Source organism: Polaribacter sp. Z022, from assembly GCF_023555495.1.
Classification (GTDB): domain Bacteria; phylum Bacteroidota; class Bacteroidia; order Flavobacteriales; family Flavobacteriaceae; genus Polaribacter.
In genome coordinates this window covers 44,655-67,673 of record NZ_JALCZO010000007.1, presented here as the reverse complement: position 1 = coordinate 67,673, position 23,019 = coordinate 44,655, and the positions used below count along the sequence as shown (strand labels likewise).

Sequence of the window (23,019 nt, the reverse complement as noted above, 5' to 3'; positions counted from 1 at the left end):
TATCAATTTCAATACCATCTGTAAAATGAAATAGAAACAAGTCAAAATGTCTGTTAAACTCTTTGTTTTACTGCCTTTTTGACTGTTGAAAGTTTGCTATATTTGTAACGACAAAGAACAAAAAACAACTTATGGGTTTATTTAATACTATTTTTGGAGATAAAGACAATGAAAAATCAAAATCACAAAAAACTTCTTTTGTAAATTGGATTCCTCTAACGTCTTTAGAACAATTAGAATCTATTAAAGAAACCTCTAAAAATGAAGCTATTTTTATTTTTAAACATTCTACAAGATGTGGAATAAGCAGTATGGTTATTAAACGTTTTGAAGCTTTGTTTACGGAAGATCATCAACATTTAAAAGTTTATTATTTAGATCTTTTAAATTACAGAGATATCTCAGATGAAGTTGGTTATACTTTTCAAGTAATGCATCAATCTCCTCAAATATTAATCATAAAAAATGGAGTTTCTGTCTTTAATGCATCTCATTATGATGTTACTCAAGTAAATTTAACAACATTTATGTAAGTTAAATTTGTGTAAAACCTTTTTTAAGTCTTATTTTTGTATTTCAAAATTTTTAAAGTTTGGCAGAAATAAAAACTACAGTAGCAACTACAACAAAGGAATTATACGGTTATCAAAAAGATGCGCTTCAAGAAATTTTTAGAAGATTTGAAGACGCACCAAAAGATTATCATTTATTATATCAACTTCCAACAGGTGGTGGTAAAACAGTAATTTTTTCTGAAATTGTTAGGCGCTATCTAGAAACTTTTAAGAAGAAGGTATTAGTATTAACACATAGAATTGAATTAAGTAAACAAACCTCTAAAATGCTTAAAGAGTTTGGTGTTACTAACAAAATTATAAATTCTACAGCAAAGTTAGATGACCAACAAGATTTTGATTGTTTTGTTGCAATGGTTGAGACTTTAAAGAATCGTTTAAACGATGAAAAGCTAGATATTTCTGATATTGGTTTGGTAATTGTTGATGAGGCACACTATAATTCTTTTACTAAAATTTTCAAGTTTTTCGATCAATCTTTTATATTGGGTGTTACTGCAACTCCTTTGAGTTCTAACATAAAATTACCAATGTATGAAAATTATCAAGAGTTATTTGTTGGCGAAACAATTCAACATTTAATTGATAATGAGTATTTAGCAAGCGCAAACTTGTATTCTTATAATGTAGGTTTAACATCTTTAGAAGTTGGTGCTAATGGTGATTATACTGTAAAATCTTCTGAAGATTTATATACAAATTCAGACATGCTTTCTAAGTTGGTTTCTGCTTATGAAGAAACTGCAAAAGGGAAGAAGACCTTAATTTTTAATAACGGTATTAATACTTCTATACAAGTTTACCATGCTTTTAAAAAGGCAAATTATCCAATTGCACATTTAGACAATACCAATACAAAAGCAGAGCGTGAGCTTATTTTAAAATGGTTTCATAAAACTCCAGGAGCAATTATTACTTCTGTAAGTATTTTAACAACAGGGTTTGATGAACCTAGTATTGAGGCAATTATATTAAATAGAGCAACAAAATCTTTAACATTGTATTACCAAATGATTGGTCGTGGTTCTCGTATTTACAAAGACAAAACCACATTTAATGTTGTAGATTTAGGTAATAACTTTCATAGATTTGGACCTTGGGGAGCTGATTTAGATTGGCAAAAAATGTTTAGAGCTCCAGACTATTATTTAAATGCTATTCTTTCTGATGAAGAAATTGAAAGCACTTTTAGATACGAATTACCTGCAGATGTTAAAAAAGAATTTGCAAAATCTACAGATACTTATTTCGATATGAAAAAAGTATATATAGATACTATTAGAGCAGGTGAGTCTTCTAAAAGAGTGTTAGAAAAATCTATAGTTCATCATGCAAAAATGTGTATTGAAAATAGTGAAGATGTTTTTGATGCCTTAATTTTAGCAAAAATGTTGGGTGAAGAAATTGATGATAGAATTAATAGATATGCTAAATGTATTTCTAAAAGTACACATAACTTTGTTACTTGGTTAAAAGACGATTACAGAAAGAAATTAAATGCATATTTAAGAGCAAATTTTGATGAAGACTTTGAAAAAATACATGGTCATCCACCAATTGAAGAATAAAAAAGTATATATAAAAAGCATCCAATTTTGGATGCTTTTTTAGTTAGATAAACACCTTTTTTAAGATTCTTAATTATTTTTCATAAATCAGATAGTATCTTTGTGCTTCATGTCTGTAAACACACTTTTAATAACACCTCCTTTTACGCAATTAAACACTGCTTATCCTGCAACTGCATATTTAAAAGGATTTTTAGAATCTAAAAATGTAAAAACAACCCAATTAGATTTAAGTATAGAGTTGTTTACAGCAGTTTTCACCAAAGAGTTTATAGATGCTGTTTTTAAACAAGCAGCAATGTTGGGTGCTAATGAGTACCCTTTAGTTGCAAAATTTAAAGAAGATTACATTGACAAAGTTGATGTTGTTATGGATTTTTTACGAGTGCAAGAAGTAACAGCTGCATATCAAATTATTCACAACGAATTTTTACCAAAAGGACACAGACGTATTAAATTAGAAAAAGATTTAAGTGCTGAATTTGGAAAATTAGGAATCTTAGACAAAGCAAAACACATAGCAACGTTGTTTGTAGAAGAGTTAGGAGATTTTATAAATGCCAATGTAGATGAGTTTTTTTCATTTACACGCTATGCAGAACAAATTGGAAGAGCAGCTTCTAGTTTTGATACTTTAGATGATTGTTTGCAATATGAAACCACATTAATTGAAGATGAAATGTTGTATTTGTTAAACGAACAACTACAACAAGAAACTTATGATTTAATTTGTTTTACCATTCCTTTTCCTGGAAACCTTTTTTCTGCATTACGTTGTGCGCAATTTATAAAACAAGAATATCCAACAATTAAAATAGGTTTTGGAGGTGGTTATTGCAATACAGAATTAAGACGATTGTCTGATCCTAGAATTTTTGATTTTGTAGATTTTATAACTTTAGATGATGGTGAAGGTCCTTTGTTAAGAATTACTGAATATTTAGATGATAAAATAGGAGAGGACTCTTTAGAAAGAACATACATCTGTAAAAACAATAAAGTTGTTTATTTAGATAAAACTCCCAATACTATTTTTCATCATAAAAATTTACCTGCACCAAGCTATATAGGTTTGCCAACAGAAAAGTATCTTTCTTTTTTAGATGTAATGAATCCTATGCACAGAATGTGGTCTGATGGAAAATGGAACAAACTCACAATTTCTCATGGTTGTTATTGGAAACAATGCTCTTTTTGCGATGTTACTTTAGATTACATTAGTAATTACCAAAATACAACTGCAGATGATTTGGTAGATAAAATTGAAAAAATAATATCAGAAACTGGTATAACAGGATTTCATTTTGTAGATGAAGCTGCACCACCTAAAATGTTAAGAGCTTTAGCTAATAAATTATTAGAAAGAAAAGTATTTATAACTTGGTGGACAAACATTAGATTCGAAAAAACTTTCAATGCAGAATTGTGTGCCTTGTTATCTAAATCTGGTTGTATTGCTGTAACTGGCGGATTAGAAGTTGCTTCAGATAGGTTGTTAGCAAAAATGAAAAAAGGTGTAGACATTGGTCAGGTTGCAAGAGTTACCAAAGCTTTTTCAGATCAAAATATAATGGTACACGCCTACTTAATGTTTGGTTTTCCTACAGAAACAGCACAAGAAACTATAGATTCTTTAGAAGTTGTACGTCAGTTATTTTTAAACAATTGTATCCAGTCTGCATTTTGGCATCAATTTGCATGCACAAGTCATAGTCCAGTTGGTAAAAATCCAGATGAATTTAATATTAAAATTATTGGTCCAGAATTTAAAGGATTTGCAGAAAACGATTTATTTCATGAAGATCCAACAGGAGCCGAACATCATTTGTACAGTAAAGGTTTATATTTGGCTTTAAATAATTACTTAAATCATAAAGGTTTTGAGGTTCCTTTAGAAAACTATTTCGGTTTTAAAGTTCCTAAAATCACTCTAAAAAGTAATTTGATAGCAGATTATTTAAAAGAATAATTTTTTTAGAAGCTATTTCCAGCTTTCACTACTCGCTTTTTTTAGTTTGTTCTCGATACAAATTTGTTCATGCTTCACAAATTCACTCGAACTGACACTAAAAAAGAGCTCAAACATGCCGTTCAATCTGGGCTAAACTTGTTTGCTAACTATTTTCAGAATAAGAATAGATTTTCCAAGTTTAATCTACTTATAGAAACAATAAAATTAAAGTTAATACAATTCCACCAACAGCAAAGTACATCCCTTTTTTAAATACAGGCATTTTTGGAGTGTACATCCAAAAGGCAGAAAAAACAAAAAAGAGCAATGCAACCCCAAAAAAGATATTTAAAAAATAAAGAGGACTATTTGTATTTGCTTTATGTAGTTTTTCCATTTTATCAAGAACAAAAGGAAGTTTCATTTTTTTTATAGTTGCAACCCCTGTTTTCTGATTATAGTTTCCGTTTTTTAAATATAGAACATCACCTTCAGTCTTTAAGACTTTGGCTCCTTTTTTAAAAACAGAAGTTAATTCTTTTGCTTTTAAATTAGGTTTCAATTGTCTTTCTGTAAGTACTTCCGATTTTAAAAAATCAGTATTTCTAAACACCATAAGAATTCCACTTAAAGCGTAAACAAACATAATTCCTGCTAAAAAGAAACCTAAATATCTGTGTATAATTCTAATTTGAAACGAAAATGGAGTTTTTCTTTTTGGCATGTAGTTAGTAAATTTAAATGTCTATGAATATAGACTTCAATTTTTGCAGAAAGTTTAAAGTGAAAAATTATTTTTTGTATTCATCAAAAGTTCCATCATTATAAAAAACAACAATTCTTTGAATACTTTTTCCTGAGGTTTCAGAACCAGAGTCAAAAAAAGTTGGAGTAGAGGTAGTCACTTTTTTTTCACCTTTAGGAAAACTACCTTTTCCATTTAGCAACCAATACATATCAACATCCGTAAATTCTGAGGTAACTTTTAATATAAAATCTAAACTAGGTTTATTTCTTCCAGAAAGAATATGTGAAATACTAGAGCGTTGAACACCCACTTTATCTGCAAACATAGAGGCAGATAATTGATGAAAATCCATTACTTTTTTTAGACGAGATGTAAATTCAGCTATGTTTACCATTGTAATAATATTACTTTACACAAATGTAAATATTATAAAACAAGCATCAAAGCATATTCGTTTAAATAGTTTTTATTTAAAAAATATAGTTAAACAATCACTTTATATAAAACACATAAATACCTCATAAATAGATTTTTGTAAATAAAAAATAGAATACAATTATTCTATGTGTTTGCCTTATATCGAATTGTAAAATGACATCGTGTTACAATTTACAAAAGTAACAATTGTAATAAAAACCTCAGTTTACATTTGTAACGATTTATGATTTTACAATTGTAACATTAGTATGAATGACAATTGTAAACCTTTAAATTAAATGGCTTTTAAATAAAAAAGGAACAATAATTTTGAAAAGGAAATTAATTGAAATTGTTAAAAATTAATTCGTTTTATTTAAATCTGTAAATAATAGATGTGCTTTAAAAATTAATGCAACTGTACTTTAAAAAAGCTTTATTTTTGATTTTTAAACAACTTCAATAATTATGAATACTTTATCAAAAGACTTTTTAGAAACTTTATTTTCTAAAGAAAAAGAAAGTTCATTGCATGGAAAATGGATAACTTTTAAAGATATTGAAGGTTTATTTTCTAAATATGAATCTAAATTTGAAGTTTCTCAAATAGGTTCATCAGAAGAAAACAGACCAATTATGCAATTAAAAATTGGTAATGGTTCAAAAAAAATATTATTGTGGTCTCAAATGCATGGTAATGAAAGTACAGGTACAAGAGCCTTGTTTGACTTATTTAATTGTATTTTAAATTCAACTGATACTGTTTTTACTAAAATTTTAGAAACATGTACTTTGGTTTTTATACCTATGCTAAATCCAGATGGAGCCCAAGCTTACACAAGAGTAAATGCAAATCAAGTAGATTTAAATAGAGATGCTGTAGATAGAGCTGCAAAAGAAAGTAAATTACTTCGTAAAATTTTAGAAGAGTTTAACCCTCAATTTTGTTTTAACCTTCATGACCAAAGAACGATTTTTGGTGTAGAAGGAACAAAGAATCCTGCAACAATTTCTTTTTTAGCTCCTTCAGAAGAAATTACAAGAGCCCTTACAAAAGGAAGAATTGAAACAATGGATGTTATTGTGAGTATGAATGCAATGTTACAAAACAGCATTCCAAATCATGTTGGTAGATATACAGATGAGTTTTACCCAACTGCAACAGGAGACAACTTTCAAAAGTTAGGTTACAATACTATATTAATAGAATCTGGTCATTATAAAGATGATTATAATAGAGAAGAATGTAGAAAATATACTTTCTTTTCTATACTTCAAGGAATTCATCATATTTCAAATTCTGATACTTTTATTAATTATGAATCGTATTTTGATATTCCAAATAATGACAAAATATTTTACGATGTAATTCATAGATATTCAGATTCAAAAAATGACATTGCATACCAATATGAAGATAAAATTATTGATAAAAAGTTTGTTTCAAAATTAAACAAAGTAGACGAAAATCGTTTAAATTCGAAAATTGGGCACTCCGAAATCGTTTTCGAAGGTAAAATTGTTTAAGTATTTGTTAGTTTTATACATGTTTAATTAAATTAAATTCATAAATTTGCACAGTAATTTGAATAATACGTAAAAAATGAAAAAATTTATCTTAGACGAAATCGATCACCAAATATTAGATATTTTAATCGAGAATGCAAGAACTCCATTTACAGACATTGCAAAGCAATTATTAGTTTCTGCTGGTACAATTCATGTACGTGTTAAAAAAATGGAAGATGAAGGTATTATTCAAGGATCTACACTTACATTAAATTATGAAAAAATGGGCTATTCTTTTATAGCGCATGTAGGAGTTTACTTAGAAAAAACATCTATGACTCAAAATGTAATTGCTGATTTAAGAAGCATACCTAATGTAACTGTTGCATATGTAACTGCAGGTAAATACAATATTTTCTGTAAAGTAAGAGCAAAAGGAACTAATGATGCTAAAGACATTATTTATAGAATAGATGATATTCCTGGAGTTAACAGAACAGAAACAATGATTGCTTTAGAAGAAAGCATTAATGACAAAAAGAGAATGATGCACGCAATTTTTCAAGAATTGTAAAGACATCTCCTAAAATAATTTAAAATCCTTATCAGTAAAATGATAAGGATTTTTTTTTGTAGATTTCGTATTTATTATAAGAACAATTATATAATAATTATGAAATTTATTATTTATGTCTTCAAAAATTGATTTTATCAAAAATAATCTTCAAGAAACAACATTATTAAGCTTGTATAAAAACATGCTAAAACCACGTTTAATTGAAGAAAAAATGCTAATCCTATTAAGACAAGGAAAAATATCTAAATGGTTTTCTGGTATAGGACAAGAAGCAATTTCTGTAGGAGTTACTTCTGCTCTAAATACAGATGAATATATTTTACCAATGCATAGAAACTTAGGTGTTTTTACCACAAGAAACATTCCTTTATATAGATTGTTTTCTCAGTGGCAAGGTAAAATGAATGGTTTTACAAAAGGAAGAGACAGAAGTTTTCATTTTGGAACACAAGAATTCAATATTATAGGAATGATATCGCATTTAGGACCGCAATTAGGTGTTGCAGACGGAATTGCGTTAGCTAATCTTTTAAAGAAAAATAAAAAAGTTTGTGCTGTGTTTTCTGGAGAAGGAGGTACAAGCGAAGGAGATTTTCATGAAGCTTTAAACGTAGCTTCAGTTTGGAAATTACCTGTTTTGTTTTGCATAGAAAATAATGGATATGGTTTATCTACACCTAGTAATGAGCAATTTAACTGTAAAGATATTACAGACAAAGGAGTTGGTTATGGTATGGAAAACCACATTATTAATGGAAACAATATTTTAGAAGTTTACACTAAAGTTAATGAGTTAGCTATAAGCGTAAGACAAAAACCAAGACCTATTTTACTTGAATTTAAAACTTTTAGAATGAGAGGTCATGAAGAAGCTAGTGGAACTAAATATGTTCCTCAAGATTTGTTAGATTTTTGGGCAGCTAAAGATCCTTTAGAAAATTATCAAGAATATTTAAAGAACGAAGGAATCTTAACAGAAAGCATAGAAGTTTCTATCAAAGAAGATATTATTCATGAAATTAATAAACATCTTCAAATCGCATTTAATGAAGACAATGTAAGTCCAGATATAAAAACAGAATTAAAAGATGTTTTTAAAAAACACAATATTCAATCAATAAAACCATCTTCTATTAAAAAAAATATTCGTTTTGTAGATGCTATTTCTGAAGGCTTAAAACAATCTATGGAAAAATATAATGATTTAGTTATTATGGGACAAGATGTAGCAGAATATGGTGGTGTTTTTAAAATTACAAATGGTTTTCTTGAACAATTTGGTAAAGAACGTGTAAGAAACACGCCAATTTGCGAGTCCGCAATTGTATCTACTGCATATGGTTTGTCTATAAATGGAATAAAATCTGTGATGGAAATGCAATTTTCAGATTTTGCTTCAACAGGATTTAATCCTATTGTAAATTTATTAGCTAAATCTCACTATAGATGGGGTCAAAATGCTAATGTTGTTGTTAGAATGCCATGTGGAGCAGGAGTAGGAGCTGGTCCTTTTCATAGTCAAACCAATGAAGCTTGGTTTACCAAAACACCTGGTCTTAAGGTTGTTTACCCTGCATTTCCTCAAGATGCAAAAGGTTTGCTAATTGAAGCTATAAACGATCCAAATCCTGTATTATTTTTCGAACATAAAGCATTGTATAGATCAGTTTATCAAGATGTTTCAGAAAACTATTTTACAACAGAAATTGGCAAAGCTTCACTTTTAAAAGAGGGAAACAACATAACCATTATTGCTTATGGTGCAACAGTTCATTGGTCTTTAGAGGTTTTAGAAAAACTTAATAATATCTCTGCAGATTTAATAGATTTAAGAACATTACAACCTTTAGATACTAAAACTATTTATAATTCTGTTAAAAAAACAGGAAAGGCAATTATTGTTCAAGAAGATTCGTTATTTGGAGGAATTGCAAGTGATATTTCTGCCTTGATAAATGAAAATTGCTTTGAGTTTTTAGATGCTCCTGTAAAAAGAGTAGCAAGTGCAGAAACTCCAATTCCTTTTGATAAAGGATTAGAAAATCAATATTTGGGAAAAAATAAATTAGAAAAAAGCATTTTAACTTTGTTAGAATATTAAAATTCCTATTTTTAATGCATAAAAAAAACACTATGACTAATAAGCAAATCATTTTTAAAAAACGTCCTATTGGTAAGCCAGATAAAGATACTTGGCAATTAGAAAACAACCCAATTCCAGAATTAGAAGAAGGAGAAATTTTAATAGAGCAACATTACATTTCTTTAGATCCTGCAATGCGTGGTTGGATGAATGACACCAAATCATACATACCACCAGTTGCCTTAGATAGTGTTATGAGGGCAGGAGCCATAGGAAAAGTTGTTAAAAATAACAACAACCCTAATTTTCAAATTGGCGATTGTGTTTCTGGTTGGGGAGGAGTACAACAATATATTGTTTCTAATGGAGAAGGATGTTATAAGGTAGATGAAAGTATTGCACCTATGCCAACCTATTTAGGAACTTTAGGTATGACTGGAATGACTGCTTATTTTGGAATTTTAGAAGTAGCTAAAATTAAGGAAGGAGACATTGTTTTGGTTTCTGGGGCTGCAGGAGCTGTAGGAAGTATTGTAGGCCAAATTGCAAAAATTAAAGGTTGCAAAGTTGTAGGAATTGCAGGTGGTAAAGAAAAATGCGATTATATTGTTAATGAACTAGGTTTTGATGCAGCTATAGATTACAAATCAGAAAACATTTACACTGCTTTAAAAAAGAAATGCCCAAAAGGAATTGATGTCTATTTTGATAATGTAGGGGGCGTTATTTTAGATGCTGCTCTAAGTAAGTTAAGAATGCATGCTACTGTTGTTATTTGTGGTGCAATTTCTCAATATAATAACAAGAAAAAAGTTAACGGACCAAGTAATTATCTATCACTTTTAGTAACTCGCTCTACAATGAAAGGTATGGTTGTAATGGATTATACCAAAGATTTTGGAAAAGCAGCAAAACAAATGGCTATTTGGTTGCAAGAAGGAAAACTAAAATCTAAAGAAGATGTTTATGAGGGAATTGAAAATTTTCAAGAAACTTATAACAGATTATTTTCGGGAGAAAAAACAGGAAAATTGGTTTTAAAGGTTTTAGAGTAAAGTTTTTAGAAGCTTTTACCTGCTATCACTACTCGCTTTTTTATGCTGAGTTTATTTGAGCAACTGTTATTTATAAACAATTTAGTTGTCATTAAAAGCTACTGAAACTTAAATTTAAAAAGAGCTCAAACAGATCGTTCTATCAGGGCTAAACTTGTTTGCACACTATTTTTATTAAAAGAATTTTATTTTATTCTAATGGGTTTTTCCAAGAAAACTCATTAAACAATAACAACCAATCTTTAGGAAAAGGTGCTTTTAAAACTAGTTTTTCTTTAGTAAATGGGTGTGTGAATTCTAATTTACCTGCATGTAAAAACATGTTTTTACAATCAAAATTTTCTTCAAACATAATATTATGGTTTTTATCTCCATATTTTGGATCTCCAATTAATGGATGACTTATTTTATTAGAATGCACACGTAATTGATGCATTCTACCAGTTTTAGGAGTAAAAGCTACCAAACTATAACGTGAAGAATCATAGGGTTTAACAGGAATATCTAGTGTAACTTGCTCTAAAGTTTTTAAATGTGTTAACGCTTCTTTATGTACGTTTGCATCACGTCCTTTTACAGGAGAATCTATAATTTTAGTTTCTGGAGAAAACCCTCTAACAACTCCATAATATGTTTTTATAATTTCATTGTTAGTAAACAAATCTTGAAATTTAGAAACATATTTAGTTTCTTTTGCGAATAATATTATTCCAGATGTTTTTCTATCCAATCTATGAATTGGATATACCTTTAAACTAGTTTCATCTAAAATTAATTGCAAAAGTGAGGTTTCATCAGCAACGTTTCTAGAATGATATGCATGATGCACTAACATATTATTAGGTTTACTTACGCATAGTAAATATTCATCTTCAAAAATTATTTGTAAACTCATTTCTATTTTTTAAAAAATCAAAAATACTATTTAATTTTTGGTATAATCTTTGTTATATAAAATTAAAAAAAATGTTATGAGAATAGTAGTATTAAGTATTATTGTAGTTTTTATGAGTTGTTCAAGTTCTAAATCTACTAGCAAACAATCTATAAGTAAAGAGTTTGATCAAAAAAATATTATTTCATATTTTGATAAAGCTATAAAAACAGGGTTAAAAATTAAAAGGAACTCTCAGGTTGATGAGAGCATTGTTAATCAAACAGGGCCTATTGATAATTCTTATAATCTTAGAAGTTTTCAGAATAATATAATCAATCTTAGAAAAGACGATAATTTTATTTTAATTAAAAAAGATAGTATTTATTTAAGATTATATAAAAATGAATCTGAAAGATTTTTGTTTAAAGGAAATTTTATATTGGAAAAAGAAAACTTTAACTCTAAGGATAATTCATTTTCAAATAAATATACCTTAAAAGGGGCAAAAACAGATTATGACTTACTGATTAATTATTACCCTAACAATAGCGTAGATCTCAAATTAAATAGCAAAATGTTATATAAAGGAACTTGGAGTAATTATAAGAAATAATCAATTTAAAATACGTTTTTTTTCTCTTTTTTTGATATTTTTAAATACAGTAATAAAAGTAAAGAGATAACACCACATACAAAAAAACCAATAAACATAGGTAAAACAGAGGTGTTTAAAAAACTTCCAATAAAAGTAGCAATTGGTACTGCCATAATTGTAGAAACAAAACCATTTATTGCAGCACCAATTCCTGCTATATGACCTATAGGTTCCATAGCTAAAGCTCTTGTGTTTCCAAAAAGAAAACCGATTGCAAAGAATTGTAAACCAAAAAAAGCAAGTAAAATGAATATGTTTGGGTTACTTTCTCTATAAAAAAGTAGAATATACACTAAAGATATAATTGTAAAAGCCAATGTAAAAATAGTTACCAGCTTATACATACCAAGTTTTACTACAATTTTTCCATTTAAATATGTTGCCAAACCAATACTAATAGCTAATGCAGCAAATATGTATGGAAACTTTTCTTTTAAGTTGTATTGTTCTTCAAAAATTTGCTGACTCGCACTTAAATACACCATAAAAGATCCTGTAATAAACCCAGAAAAAAGTGTAAAAACTATTGCGTATTTATGCTTTAAAAATTCTTTTGTACCATCAATAAAAAGAGAGCCTTTAAACTTAATTCTTTTTTCTTTTTTTAAAGTTTCTGGTTGTCTTTTCCAAACCCAAATCATTGTAAAAAGACCAAATAACAATTGACTGTAAAATATAGATTTCCACCCCAAAGTATCTAACATTATTTTACCAATGGCAGGAGCTATAATTGGTACTAATAAAAAAATAACAACAATAAAAGACATTACTCTTGCCATATAATTGCCACTAAAACGATCTCTAACCATGGCAATACTTATAGTTCTTGGGGCAGAAAGTCCTATTCCTTGTAGAACTCTACCAACAATCATCATTTCTAAATTTGTGGAAAAAACACAAATAATACTAGCCAAAACAAACACAGTAAAACCTATATAAATTATAGGTTTTCTACCAAAACTATCAGATAATGGACCTGAGAGTAACTGCCCAAAACCCAATCCTAAAAAAATCATTGTTATAAACAATTGACTGTTTTTAGGATCTGATATATTTAATGAAATACTTATATCTGAAATTGCAGGTAATAAAGCGTCTATTGCTAATGCAACTAACGACATTAAAGATGCCATTACAATTATAAATTCTGTTTCTGATTTTTGTCTAATATTCACGATGCAAATGTACTTTTATTTCATTGCTAAAATCATTAATCTAAAGAAATAATAAACAAAAAAAGGTTGCTATAAAAGCAACCTAATATCTTTATTATTTTATTAATTTTTTTATTCTTTTCCTATTTGATCTATAGCATTAAAATTATTTTTTCCTTTAGGATTATCTCCCCATTTATTAGGCTTACTAACACTATCCATACAAGTAAAAATTAAAAGAACAAAACTACCAATATAAGGCACAAAATTAATTAAATACCACCAACCACTTTGCCCCATATCATGCAAACGTCTTACTGTTACTGCAAGTAAGGGTATTAAAGTAGCTATAAAATACAAAGCTGTAATTACAAATAAAATTGTATCAGGGTCTTTTTCAAAATTGTCGGACACAAAAAATATCAGAAAAATTAAAAAGGCAAATATGCTGTAATGAATAAGGTTAAAAAACCAAAATTCTTTACGTCTAGCTCTACCAGAAAAATCTGCATATTGTTTTAAGACTTTTAAATACCAATTCATTTTAAAAAAATTAATTATTCTTTTCCTATTTGATGTATTGCAGTATCATTTCCAAATCCTTTAGGGTTTTCTCCCCATTTATTTATCTTATACTCTCCTTCAGAAGCATATAAAACAATCAACCAAATCCATCCAATTATTGGTAAAAACATTAATAAAAGATACCAACCACTTTTACCTATATCATGAAGTCTTCTAACTGAAACTGACAATGTTGGTATTAAAACAGCAATACTGTATATTGTTTCTAAAATTCCATCTTCATTAAAATCACCAAATGTTGTGCCCAAACTTCTATCTAAAAATCGTAACCCAACAGTAATTAAACCATTAATTAAAACAAACATCCAAAACTCTTTACGTCTTGCTCTTCCTGAAAAATCTACGTATTGTTTTAATACTTTTAAATACCAATTCATTTTAAAAAAAAATTAATTATTCTCGACCAATTTGATTTATAGCAGTGTCATTTCCAATTCCTTTAGGATTGTCTCCCCATTTATTTGGTTTTGATTCTCCTTCTGTGGCATATAAAACAATCAGCCAAATCCATCCTATTATTGGTAAAAACACAAGTAAAAAATACCATCCACTTTTACCTATATCATGAAGTCTTCTAACAGCTACAGCTATACTAGGAACAATTATTGCTAAAGAATAAATTGCAGCAATACTTTCGAAAATAGTAGTTCCTGCAGCAAAATCTAACAATTTAAATGCCCAAGAAATTAATACATTAATTAACGTAAACATCCAATATTCTTTACGTCTTGCTCTTCCAGAAAAATCTGCATACTGTTTTAATACTTTTAAATACCAATTCATTTTTTTTGTTTTTTATTTTAATTTATCAAAGATACCTATTTACTTAAAAAAGACCTCTAGATTTTAGCTCTAAATATTTATTAATGGTATCTCCAGTTAAGTTTTCTGGTTTGGTTAATACAGATTGAATTCCGTATTTTTTTAACTCTTTTACAATGCTTTTCTTTTCGTACATAAATTTTTCAGCAATAATGCTATCATAAACCCCTAATACATCTTCTTTTTTACTATTTGTTAAAGCCTCTAACTCAGTATTTTCAAAGAAAACAATTAATACCAAATGGTTCTTAGCCAACGCTCTTAAATAAGGTAGTTGTCTATTTAAACCATCCATGGTTTCAAAATTTGTATATAAAATTAACAAACTTCTATGCGTTATTTTTCTTTTTACCACTGCATAAAGTGTACTAAAATCAGATTCTGAAAAGTCTGTTTTTATATTATGTAATGCTTCAGAAATTAAACTCATTTGTGAATTTCTTTTTTCTGCAACCACCCAATCTTCTAGCTTGGTAGAAAAGGAAAGCATACCAGCTTTGTCTTGTTTTCTTAAAACTACATTACTTATGGCTAACGTGGCATTTATAGCAAAATCTAACAAGCTTAAATTGTTAAAATGCATTTGCATTGCACGTCCTTTATCTATAATAGAATATACTGGTTGCGATTTTTCTTCAACATATTGATTGATCATTAACTGATTTCTCTTTGCTGTAGCTTTCCAATTTAAAGACCTTATATCATCACCAGAAACATATTCTTTAATTTGTTCAAACTCTAAAGAATGCCCAATTTTTCTAACTTTTTTGGTTCCATAAGAAATAGCATCATTATTAAATGCTCTAAAATCGAACTCTCTAAGTTTTAAAAAAGAAGGATAGCATTTTATTTCTTTCTTTTTCCCTAAAATGTATTTTTTAGTAGCTAATTGCAGTGGAGAAGAGACATAAACATTAACATGTCCAAATAAATAAACCCCTCTTTCAGTAGGAACTAAATCATAATGAATTGTTTTTTCTTCTGATTTTACAAGAATTTGTTTAAAAATAAAGTCTCTTTTTTGAAATTGATAAGGAATTTCTTCAATTATTGATAGGTGTGCAGCAAATTTGTATTGATTTTTAAACTGCATAGATATTTTATTGACATCACCATTAGATAATCTTTCTGGCAAATATCTATTTACAGTAATTGCACTTTTAGTTTTGTATAAAATAAAAACATCCACAATTGTAAGGATGCTTAATATAAATAGTAACACTTTAGAAATATCAAAAAAGACAGGTATAAAAAAACCAACCACAAATAGAATTGCGATTCCACCTAAAAAATAGAAAAAGCGGTTATTTAAAAATAAGGTGTTGAATAGATGTTTCAATTTTGTTGTTTAACTGTTTATTTGTTGATTTTCATTGTGTTAATTTGAGTGATTCCAATTTTTTTCGGAATTGTATCGAGAACTATTAAAAACTTCTCGATACAATTTTTCGTTCCTCAAAATCACTCGAAGTGACAATTTGTTTAACGTGGAATCTCAACAGCTTCAATAATTTGTTCTATAATTTGTTTGCTTGTTAACCCTTCCATTTCTCTTTCGGGAGTAACAATTACTCTGTGTTCTAATACTGGAATTGTTGCTCTTTTAATATCTTCTGGCGTTACAAAATCTCTTCCTTCTATAGCTGCAAATGCCTTAGAAGCTCCTAAAATAGCAATACTTGCTCTTGGTGAAGCACCTAAATATAAAAACGAGTTAGAACGTGTGTTTACAACAATGTTTGCAATATATTTTAATAGGTTTTCTTCTATTTTAATTTGATTTACCAAGTTTCTGAACTCAATAATTTTATTTCCACTAATTACAGTTTCTATTTTACTTGCTTTTGTTGTATTTTCTAAAGCTTGTTCTTTAATAATAATTTCTAGTTCTTCTTCTGCATTAGGGTATTCTACATTAACTTTAAATAAAAAACGATCTAATTGAGCTTCTGGCAATCTATAAGTACCTTCTTGTTCTATAGGGTTTTGAGTTGCTAAAACCACAAAAGGTTCGTCCATTTTATAGGTTTTACCATCTATAGTAATTTGTTTTTCTTCCATCACTTCAAACAATGCAGCTTGAGTTTTTGCTGGAGCTCTATTAATTTCATCAATTAATATCATGCTAGAAAAAATTGGACCTTTTTTAAATTCGAATTCTGATGTTTTTACATTAAAAACAGAAGTTCCTAAAATATCTGAAGGCATTAAATCTGGTGTAAATTGAATTCTACTAAAACCAACATCTATTGTTTGTGCCAATAATTTTGCAGTAATAGTTTTGGCAACTCCAGGAACACCTTCTATTAAAACATGACCATCAGAAAGTAAAGAAACAATTAATAAATCCATCATTTCTTTTTGACCTACAATTACTTTTTGTAATTGCTTTTTTATTTGAAAAACACTTGCTTGTAATTCAGATAAATCAATTCTATTTTCAAATTCTATTTCTTTGGGCGTTTCTTGATTGTTTGGTGTTTCCATATCTTATTTATTAAAGAATTTCTCTATCATTTTATGCAACACAACTAACTCTTCTTCAGAACACTCAGCTCTTTTATTTAAAGTGATAATTGTATTAATTAAATATTTTGTTTTTTGCAATTCATTTCCAGATTTTAAAGCTAGTTTCTCCATAAAATCAGCATTTAAATTGTTGGTGTTTAGTAAATATTTACTTCTTACTTTTTCTAAGAAATAAGCTATTTTTTTATCAACTAAATTTTTATGATCTTGTTCTTTTAAATACAAATTTGCAATTGTTTGTGTAAAGGCAACTGTTGAGTTTTTTAAGGGTTCAATAATTGGAATAGGACGTTGTTTTCTGCGCGCATTAAATAGCATAAACAAAATTAATCCGATTAAACACACAAATAAAAACCAAGTTAATGTTTTGTGTTCTAAGAAGAATTTAAAAACAGAAGATTTATCTTCATTTTCATTGTCAGAATATTTACTCGATTTAATATGTGGATCCCAAATTAAATCGTTATTAGGTAAATAGGATAATGCATTGCTAGCATATTCTTCATTACCATTCAATAAAAAATAATTGGTAAATGCAATAGGGTGTAAGTGCAAGTAAAATGCACCTTTACCATATTTAATTTTAATAAAATTAGGCACTTTCTCTCCATCTACTTCAATAGTTCCAATAACACTAGTTGTTTTTTTATCATATTCTAAAAAATAATTTCTACGCAAATTTCTATCATAGAAAAAAGAATTGTTAAAAAACTGATTGTTATTTAAATCTAAAGTTCCTTTTAACGATTTTAAAGAAGGAACTGAATAATTGTTTTTATCTAAATTATTTGTGCTAAATTTTAATGATGATTGTAAGGTGTCTTTAAAATGATTAAAGGCTAAAAAAACAGAATTCCCTTTTTCTACAAAGTTTAAAATTTCATTTATACCTGTGTTATTGTATTTATAACCACTATGTTTAATACAAACTAAATTAAATTGTTTGGTGCTATCTATATCAGAATCAAACAATAAATAATCATAGAAATTTTCTTTTAACAGGGTTACTTCATTGTTTTTAAAAAGTTCTTTTGCTTCATTATAAATAATAAAATTACCAAACGGACTTTTCTCTTTTTCTTTAAAGTTTTCTTTCCAGTCTGTTTTATTACAACCAATTAAAGCTAATAAAAATAGGAGTAGAGATAGTTTTTTTATAATATGTATCATTATTTTAAAGTTGTTTTAAAAGATTGATACTTTTCTTGTGCTAACTTAAAATTAGCTTCGTCTATTGGAAAATCTCCATACCATATATAAGAATACACATAAGATAAATAAGAAAATTTAGTTCTTGTTGTTTGGTCTTCAATTTCAAAAAGGTATTCTGAATTGGTTTTATCTTTATGATATTCTATTAGTTTTTTATGTGATAATTCTTTTAAAACAGATAAGTAATAATATCTAACAGCTAATCTGTATTCTTTATCTATTATAGCTTTTTGCAACAAACCTTCAATATCTGTTTCGTGTATATCTTCATCTTCATACACTAATTTAGCAGCAACTTTTTTCTTCGGTTTTTTAAAATTCCAAAATTCCATTTCAGATCCTAAAAAGGTTTTTAAAATGATAAAAATGATGATACCTCCTAATAAATAAGGAAAAATGTTACTTATAAAAAAAAGAAAACCATTTACAAATGCAGAACTGTTAGAAAAATCTTCTTTTTTTTCTTCCCCTATTTCTTCTTCTGTATAAATAAATTCTTTGTCTGTGTATTTGTTTTTAAAATCTTCGTCAAAGTTTCTTACTTCAGTAAATTCTGGTGCATTTTTATAAATTGAATCTACTTTTTTAGCAGTAAAGTGTCCTTCTTGCATAAATTGTCCAAAAGTAATTGATGAACAAAAGATGAATAAAATAATTAGTTTTTTATTCATGAAAGCAATTGGTGTTTGTTAGCCACTTTAAAAGGTAAAACCAAATAATAGTAACTTATAGAAATTAAGCTAAAACCAATGATTAAAAAACATACAAAAGTGGGCATTATATTAGCATATCTTGTAATATAACCTTCTAAAAATGCAGCTATTAAAGTAAAAGGAATGGTGCTTATAAAAATATAAAATGCAGCTTTCATACCTCTTTTAAAAGATTCTAATCGTTTAAAAGCTCCAGGAAACAAAATACTAGCACCAATAATATAACCTGCAGCAGCTTCTATAATCATACTAAAAATTTCATAGGTTCCATGAATCCAGATTCCTTTTAAACTATCAAACAAACTGTTATGTTGATAAAAGAAAGCTTGAAAAACAGCTACCATTATAGCATTGTAAACTACATAAAACCCAGTGCCAATACCTAAAAACAATCCAGATAAAAACATATTTAATCCAACTCGTTGGTTATTGTCATAAATACCAATAAAAGTTCCCCAATTGCTACCACCTTTATAAATAGCCATTGCATCTCCACTTTCTATATTTTCTATTGTTTGATTAACATAATTGTCTCCTAAAATTTGACGCGCAAAAGAATCATCATTAAAAGTAGAAAGCAATCCTATTAAAAAACAGGCAAAAAATACAATAAATGATAAATAAATATATTTTCTGTATTGGTAGGAGAGTAGTGGTACTTTATCAAAAAAGAAATATAAAAACACATTTCTATTTCTTCTTTTAGAGTGATAAACCTTATCAAAGCTAGACTTAGCAAGCTTATTTAAGTATAAAGTAACTTTACTTTTTGGGTAATAAGTTTGTGCATATACCAAATCATTCATGATTTTTATATGCAAGTTGGCTATGTCGTCAGGACTTTTTTTCTCTTTATTTGAAATTACTTGTTCAAATTCAAGCCATTTTTCTTTATTTTGCTTTATAAAAGCGACTTCTCTCATTCAGAGCGAATTTACATATTGCATGAAAAGACTCCAAATAAAAACAGCACAAAATGTAAACATCAATTTTACCCTAGCAAATGTTGGGCAAAGGTTGTTAGCATTTACTGTAGACAACGTATTAAAATTTGCCTATTTATATTTTGCCATCACTTTTTTAAACTTTCAAATGTTTGATAGTGCAGTTGGTGGAGATAATTGGTCTATAAAAGCTATAGATGTCATGGTATTTTTGCCTATAACTTTTTATTCATTATACACAGAAATGTTATTGGGTGGACAAACAGTAGGTAAAAAATTATTAAAACTGAAAGTAATTAATATTGAAGGCTTTAAACCTTCTACAACAGATTTTGTTATTCGTTGGTTTTTAAGAGTTGTAGATTTTAATTTATTTATGCTTTTATTTGTTTACATATCATCTTTGGGTTTAGACAATGAAATAGGATTGCTATGGTTATTGTTTTTATTTGGTAAAATGATTGGTTTTTTTATGATTTTATTTACCAAAGAAAATCAACGTTTTGGAGATTTAATAGCAAACACTGTAGTTATTTACTTAAAGGATGATGTTAAATTTTCTGAAACCATTTTAGAAAACATTTCTAATAAATATGTACCTACATATCCTAATGTTATAAAACTGTCTGATAATGATGCAAGAATCATTAAAAACACCTACCAATCTGCTAAGAAATATAAAGATTATAAAACGCTTATTAAACTTAGGTCTAAGATTCTTGAAGTTACAGAAATTAAATCTGTTCACAACAGTGATATTGAGTTTATAGATGTTGTTTTAAAAGATTATAACTTCTACACACAAAACATGTAGAAACCTATCTTAAATTACCTTTTTTCTTTGTTAAATTAACCCAAACCTAACAAAAATCATGTTTTTCGCACTTTATTGTTTTTAAATTTATAGGGTAATCTTATAAATTGACGAGTATGAAAATATATGATGATAAACACATTAAAAATGTTGTTTTTGTAGGAGCCCATAACAGTGGTAAAACCACTTTGGCAGAAACCATGCTGTTTGAGGCTGGAATTATAAAAAGAAGAGGAAATATAGAAAACAAAAACACTGTTTCAGATTATCATGAAATAGAGCATGAAAGAGAAGCTTCTGTATTTGCAACACCTTTACATACAGAATGGAGAAATTACAAAATTAATATAATTGATACTCCTGGTTTAGACGATTTTATTGGAGAAATCATCTCATCAATTCGTGTTTCTGATACAATAACTACAGTAATTAATGCAAAAAATGGTGTAGAAATTGGTACAGAAATTATTTGGAATTATATAAATAAATACCACAAACCAACCTTATTTGTTGTCAATCAAATAGACCATAAAGATGCTAATTTTGATGCTAGTTTTAACAGTATTAAACAATTAGTTGGTAATAATGCTATTAAAATTCAATATCCTTTAATGGTAGATGGAAGTCAATGTATAATTGATGTTCTAAAAATGAAAATGTACAAATTTGGACCTGAAGGAGGGAAGCCTGAAAAATTGGCAATTCCAGAAGATCAAAAAGAGTTGGCAAATCAACTTCATAATGAACTTGTGGAAAAAGCAGCAGAAAACGATGAAGAGTTAATGGAACTTTTCTTTGATAAAGGCACATTAAATGAAGATGAAATGAGAACAGGAATTAAAGCAGGAATGTTAAATCATGATGTTTTTCCTGTTTTTTGTGTTTCTGCACTTAATGATATGGGTACAGGACGTTTAATGGGCTTTATTGATAATGTTGCACCTGCAGCTGCAGATTTAAAACCAGAACAAAGTGTAGAAGGAAATGAAATTGTTAGAGAAAAGGAAGCTGCTCCAGTTTTGTTTGTTTTTAAATCTATTTATCAACCAAACTTAGGGCAAATTACCTTTTTTAAAGTAAAATCTGGAGAAGTTAAAGTAAACGATAAATTAATTAATTGTAGAAATGGAGAAACAGAAACAATTAATCAATTGTTTATTATGGATGGTAAAAATAAAGAAGCTGTAAAAACTTTAACCACAGGTGATATTGGAGCTACTACTAAATTAAAATTTACTGAAACTAATGATACTTTAGCAACTGTAGAAGAAGGTTTTACAATAAAACCAATTCAATATCCAGATGCTAGAATAACAAAGGCAATTACTGCAACTAAGGTAAAAGAAGAAGAAAAGTTAAGCGAATCTTTAAAACGTTTACAAACTCAAGATCCAACAATTTTAGTCAATTATTCTAATGAAACCAAAGAAACTCTAATTGGTTGTCAAGGAGAGTTGCATTTGGCAACAATTACTTGGGCTTTAGAGCATATTTATGGAATAAAAGTAGAGTATAAGCGACCTAAAATTCAATATAGAGAAACCATACAACGTTCTGCAACAGCAAATTATAGACATAAAAAGCAATCTGGAGGATCAGGACAATTTGCACAAGTGCATATGAAAATTGAACCTTGGTTTGAAAATATGCCAGAACCAGAAGGATTTAATATTAGAGGTAAAGAAGAAGTAACTTTAGATTGGGGAGGAAAATTAGTATTCTATAATTGCATTGTTGGTGGAGCAATAGACACACGTTATTTACCATCGGTTGTAAAAGGAATTTTAGAAGTAATGGAATCTGGTCCATTAACAAATTCGTATGCTAGAGATATTAGAGTGATGCTTTTTGATGGAAAAATGCACTCGGTAGATTCTAATGATATTTCTTTTAAAATTGCATCTGCACATGCTTTTAAAGAAGCTTTTTTAAATGCAAATCCAAGGTTATTAGAACCAACACAAGAAATTTCTGTAAAAGTACCAGAACAAATGGTTGGTAGTGTTATGACTGAATTACAATCTCGTAGATCTATGATTTTAGGTATAGAAACTCAAGATAATTATCAAGTTTTAAAATGTATAACACCAGCAGCAGAATTGTTTGGTTTTTCAACTATTTTAAGATCTATTACACAAGGAAAAGCAACATTTAGCTCGCAATTTTCTGCTTACCAAACAGTGCCAACAAATGTTCAAAAAGAATTAGTATCATAAATTAAAAAGTTTAAT

The 23,019-nt window shown here is 28.0% G+C and carries 22 protein-coding genes; 10 read left to right on the top strand and 12 right to left on the bottom strand.

Going from position 1 to position 23,019, the window contains the following annotated elements; all coding sequences use genetic code 11:
* Window positions 1-131 precede the first annotated feature (131 nt).
* The 3 genes from ytxJ to MPF13_RS14090 all read left to right on the top strand — a co-directional run bounded on the left by ytxJ (window position 132) and on the right by MPF13_RS14090 (window position 4,112).
* Complete coding sequence (ytxJ, locus tag MPF13_RS14100; RefSeq protein ID WP_249983404.1) at window positions 132-533, top strand: bacillithiol system redox-active protein YtxJ; 402 nt, start codon at window positions 132-134, stop codon at window positions 531-533.
* A 59-nt stretch (window positions 534-592) separates the two neighbouring features.
* Window positions 593-2,143 (top strand): DEAD/DEAH box helicase, encoded by a 1,551-nt coding sequence (locus MPF13_RS14095; protein ID WP_249983403.1) that lies wholly within the window; start codon window positions 593-595, stop codon window positions 2,141-2,143.
* A 109-nt stretch (window positions 2,144-2,252) separates the two neighbouring features.
* Window positions 2,253-4,112, top strand: coding sequence for a B12-binding domain-containing radical SAM protein (locus MPF13_RS14090; RefSeq protein ID WP_249983402.1), 1,860 nt, complete (start codon window positions 2,253-2,255; stop codon window positions 4,110-4,112).
* Window positions 4,113-4,302: 190 nt separating this feature from the next.
* Here the strand turns inward: MPF13_RS14090 and MPF13_RS14085 are convergent, their stop codons facing one another.
* Window positions 4,303-4,818, bottom strand: a complete 516-nt coding sequence (locus MPF13_RS14085) for a PepSY-associated transmembrane domain-containing protein (RefSeq protein ID WP_249983401.1) — start codon at window positions 4,816-4,818, stop codon at window positions 4,303-4,305.
* A 67-nt stretch (window positions 4,819-4,885) separates the two neighbouring features.
* Complete coding sequence (locus tag MPF13_RS14080; protein ID WP_249983400.1) at window positions 4,886-5,236, bottom strand: helix-turn-helix domain-containing protein; 351 nt, start codon at window positions 5,234-5,236, stop codon at window positions 4,886-4,888.
* A gap of 491 nt (window positions 5,237-5,727) precedes the next feature.
* Between MPF13_RS14080 and MPF13_RS14075 the strand changes: the two genes are divergently transcribed.
* From MPF13_RS14075 to MPF13_RS14060, 4 genes are all read left to right on the top strand, one after another.
* The gene (locus MPF13_RS14075) at window positions 5,728-6,786 is read left to right on the top strand and encodes a M14 family zinc carboxypeptidase (protein ID WP_249983399.1); all 1,059 of its coding nucleotides are present in this window, start codon (window positions 5,728-5,730) and stop codon (window positions 6,784-6,786) included.
* Window positions 6,787-6,862: 76 nt separating this feature from the next.
* The gene (locus MPF13_RS14070; RefSeq protein ID WP_036820671.1) at window positions 6,863-7,342 is read left to right on the top strand and encodes an Lrp/AsnC family transcriptional regulator; all 480 of its coding nucleotides are present in this window, start codon (window positions 6,863-6,865) and stop codon (window positions 7,340-7,342) included.
* 115 nt (window positions 7,343-7,457) lie between these two features.
* Window positions 7,458-9,446 (top strand): alpha-ketoacid dehydrogenase subunit alpha/beta, encoded by a 1,989-nt coding sequence (locus tag MPF13_RS14065; protein ID WP_249983398.1) that lies wholly within the window; start codon window positions 7,458-7,460, stop codon window positions 9,444-9,446.
* A gap of 32 nt (window positions 9,447-9,478) precedes the next feature.
* Entirely contained in the window at window positions 9,479-10,483 is a 1,005-nt protein-coding gene (locus MPF13_RS14060; RefSeq protein ID WP_249983397.1) for an NADP-dependent oxidoreductase, read from the top strand.
* A 190-nt stretch (window positions 10,484-10,673) separates the two neighbouring features.
* Here MPF13_RS14060 and MPF13_RS14055 read toward each other — a convergent pair whose 3' ends face one another.
* Window positions 10,674-11,378: a pseudouridine synthase gene (locus MPF13_RS14055; RefSeq protein WP_249983396.1), complete on the bottom strand. Its 705-nt coding sequence runs from the start codon at window positions 11,376-11,378 to the stop codon at window positions 10,674-10,676.
* Window positions 11,379-11,454: 76 nt separating this feature from the next.
* On the opposite strand from MPF13_RS14055, the gene MPF13_RS14050 reads away from it, so the two are divergent.
* Window positions 11,455-11,973 carry a hypothetical protein gene (locus tag MPF13_RS14050; RefSeq protein ID WP_249983395.1) on the top strand — a complete coding sequence of 173 codons (519 nt, stop codon included), beginning with the start codon at window positions 11,455-11,457 and terminating at the stop codon, window positions 11,971-11,973.
* Window positions 11,974-11,978: 5 nt separating this feature from the next.
* On the opposite strand, the gene MPF13_RS14045 is transcribed toward MPF13_RS14050, so the two are convergent.
* The 9 genes from MPF13_RS14045 to MPF13_RS14005 form a co-directional block, all read right to left on the bottom strand.
* On the bottom strand, window positions 11,979-13,190 hold the full coding sequence (locus tag MPF13_RS14045; protein WP_249983394.1) for a multidrug effflux MFS transporter: 1,212 nt from the start codon (window positions 13,188-13,190) through the stop codon (window positions 11,979-11,981).
* 111 nt (window positions 13,191-13,301) lie between these two features.
* Window positions 13,302-13,712: a DUF805 domain-containing protein gene (locus MPF13_RS14040; RefSeq protein WP_249983393.1), complete on the bottom strand. Its 411-nt coding sequence runs from the start codon at window positions 13,710-13,712 to the stop codon at window positions 13,302-13,304.
* Window positions 13,713-13,726: 14 nt separating this feature from the next.
* Window positions 13,727-14,131, bottom strand: a complete 405-nt coding sequence (locus tag MPF13_RS14035) for a DUF805 domain-containing protein (protein WP_249983392.1) — start codon at window positions 14,129-14,131, stop codon at window positions 13,727-13,729.
* Window positions 14,132-14,147: 16 nt separating this feature from the next.
* Window positions 14,148-14,537, bottom strand: a complete 390-nt coding sequence (locus tag MPF13_RS14030) for a DUF805 domain-containing protein (RefSeq protein ID WP_249983391.1) — start codon at window positions 14,535-14,537, stop codon at window positions 14,148-14,150.
* Between the two features lie 43 nt (window positions 14,538-14,580).
* Window positions 14,581-15,915 carry a DUF58 domain-containing protein gene (locus MPF13_RS14025; RefSeq protein ID WP_249983390.1) on the bottom strand — a complete coding sequence of 445 codons (1,335 nt, stop codon included), beginning with the start codon at window positions 15,913-15,915 and terminating at the stop codon, window positions 14,581-14,583.
* 143 nt (window positions 15,916-16,058) lie between these two features.
* On the bottom strand, window positions 16,059-17,063 hold the full coding sequence (locus MPF13_RS14020; RefSeq protein ID WP_249983389.1) for an AAA family ATPase: 1,005 nt from the start codon (window positions 17,061-17,063) through the stop codon (window positions 16,059-16,061).
* Window positions 17,064-17,066: 3 nt separating this feature from the next.
* Window positions 17,067-18,275 (bottom strand): DUF4350 family protein, encoded by a 1,209-nt coding sequence (locus MPF13_RS14015; protein ID WP_249983388.1) that lies wholly within the window; start codon window positions 18,273-18,275, stop codon window positions 17,067-17,069.
* Window positions 18,275-18,988, bottom strand: coding sequence for a DUF4129 domain-containing protein (locus MPF13_RS14010; RefSeq protein ID WP_249983387.1), 714 nt, complete (start codon window positions 18,986-18,988; stop codon window positions 18,275-18,277). The genes MPF13_RS14015 and MPF13_RS14010 overlap by 1 nt, the downstream gene beginning before the upstream one ends.
* Complete coding sequence (locus MPF13_RS14005) at window positions 18,985-19,953, bottom strand: stage II sporulation protein M (RefSeq protein WP_249983386.1); 969 nt, start codon at window positions 19,951-19,953, stop codon at window positions 18,985-18,987. Before MPF13_RS14005 ends, MPF13_RS14010 begins: the two co-directional genes overlap by 4 nt.
* Before the next feature lie 22 nt (window positions 19,954-19,975).
* On the opposite strand from MPF13_RS14005, the gene MPF13_RS14000 reads away from it, so the two are divergent.
* A complete protein-coding gene (locus tag MPF13_RS14000; RefSeq protein WP_249983385.1) occupies window positions 19,976-20,788 on the top strand; it encodes an RDD family protein in 813 nt (270 codons plus the stop codon).
* Between the two features lie 116 nt (window positions 20,789-20,904).
* The gene (locus tag MPF13_RS13995; RefSeq protein WP_249983384.1) at window positions 20,905-23,004 is read left to right on the top strand and encodes an elongation factor G; all 2,100 of its coding nucleotides are present in this window, start codon (window positions 20,905-20,907) and stop codon (window positions 23,002-23,004) included.
* Window positions 23,005-23,019: the final 15 nt, after the last annotated feature.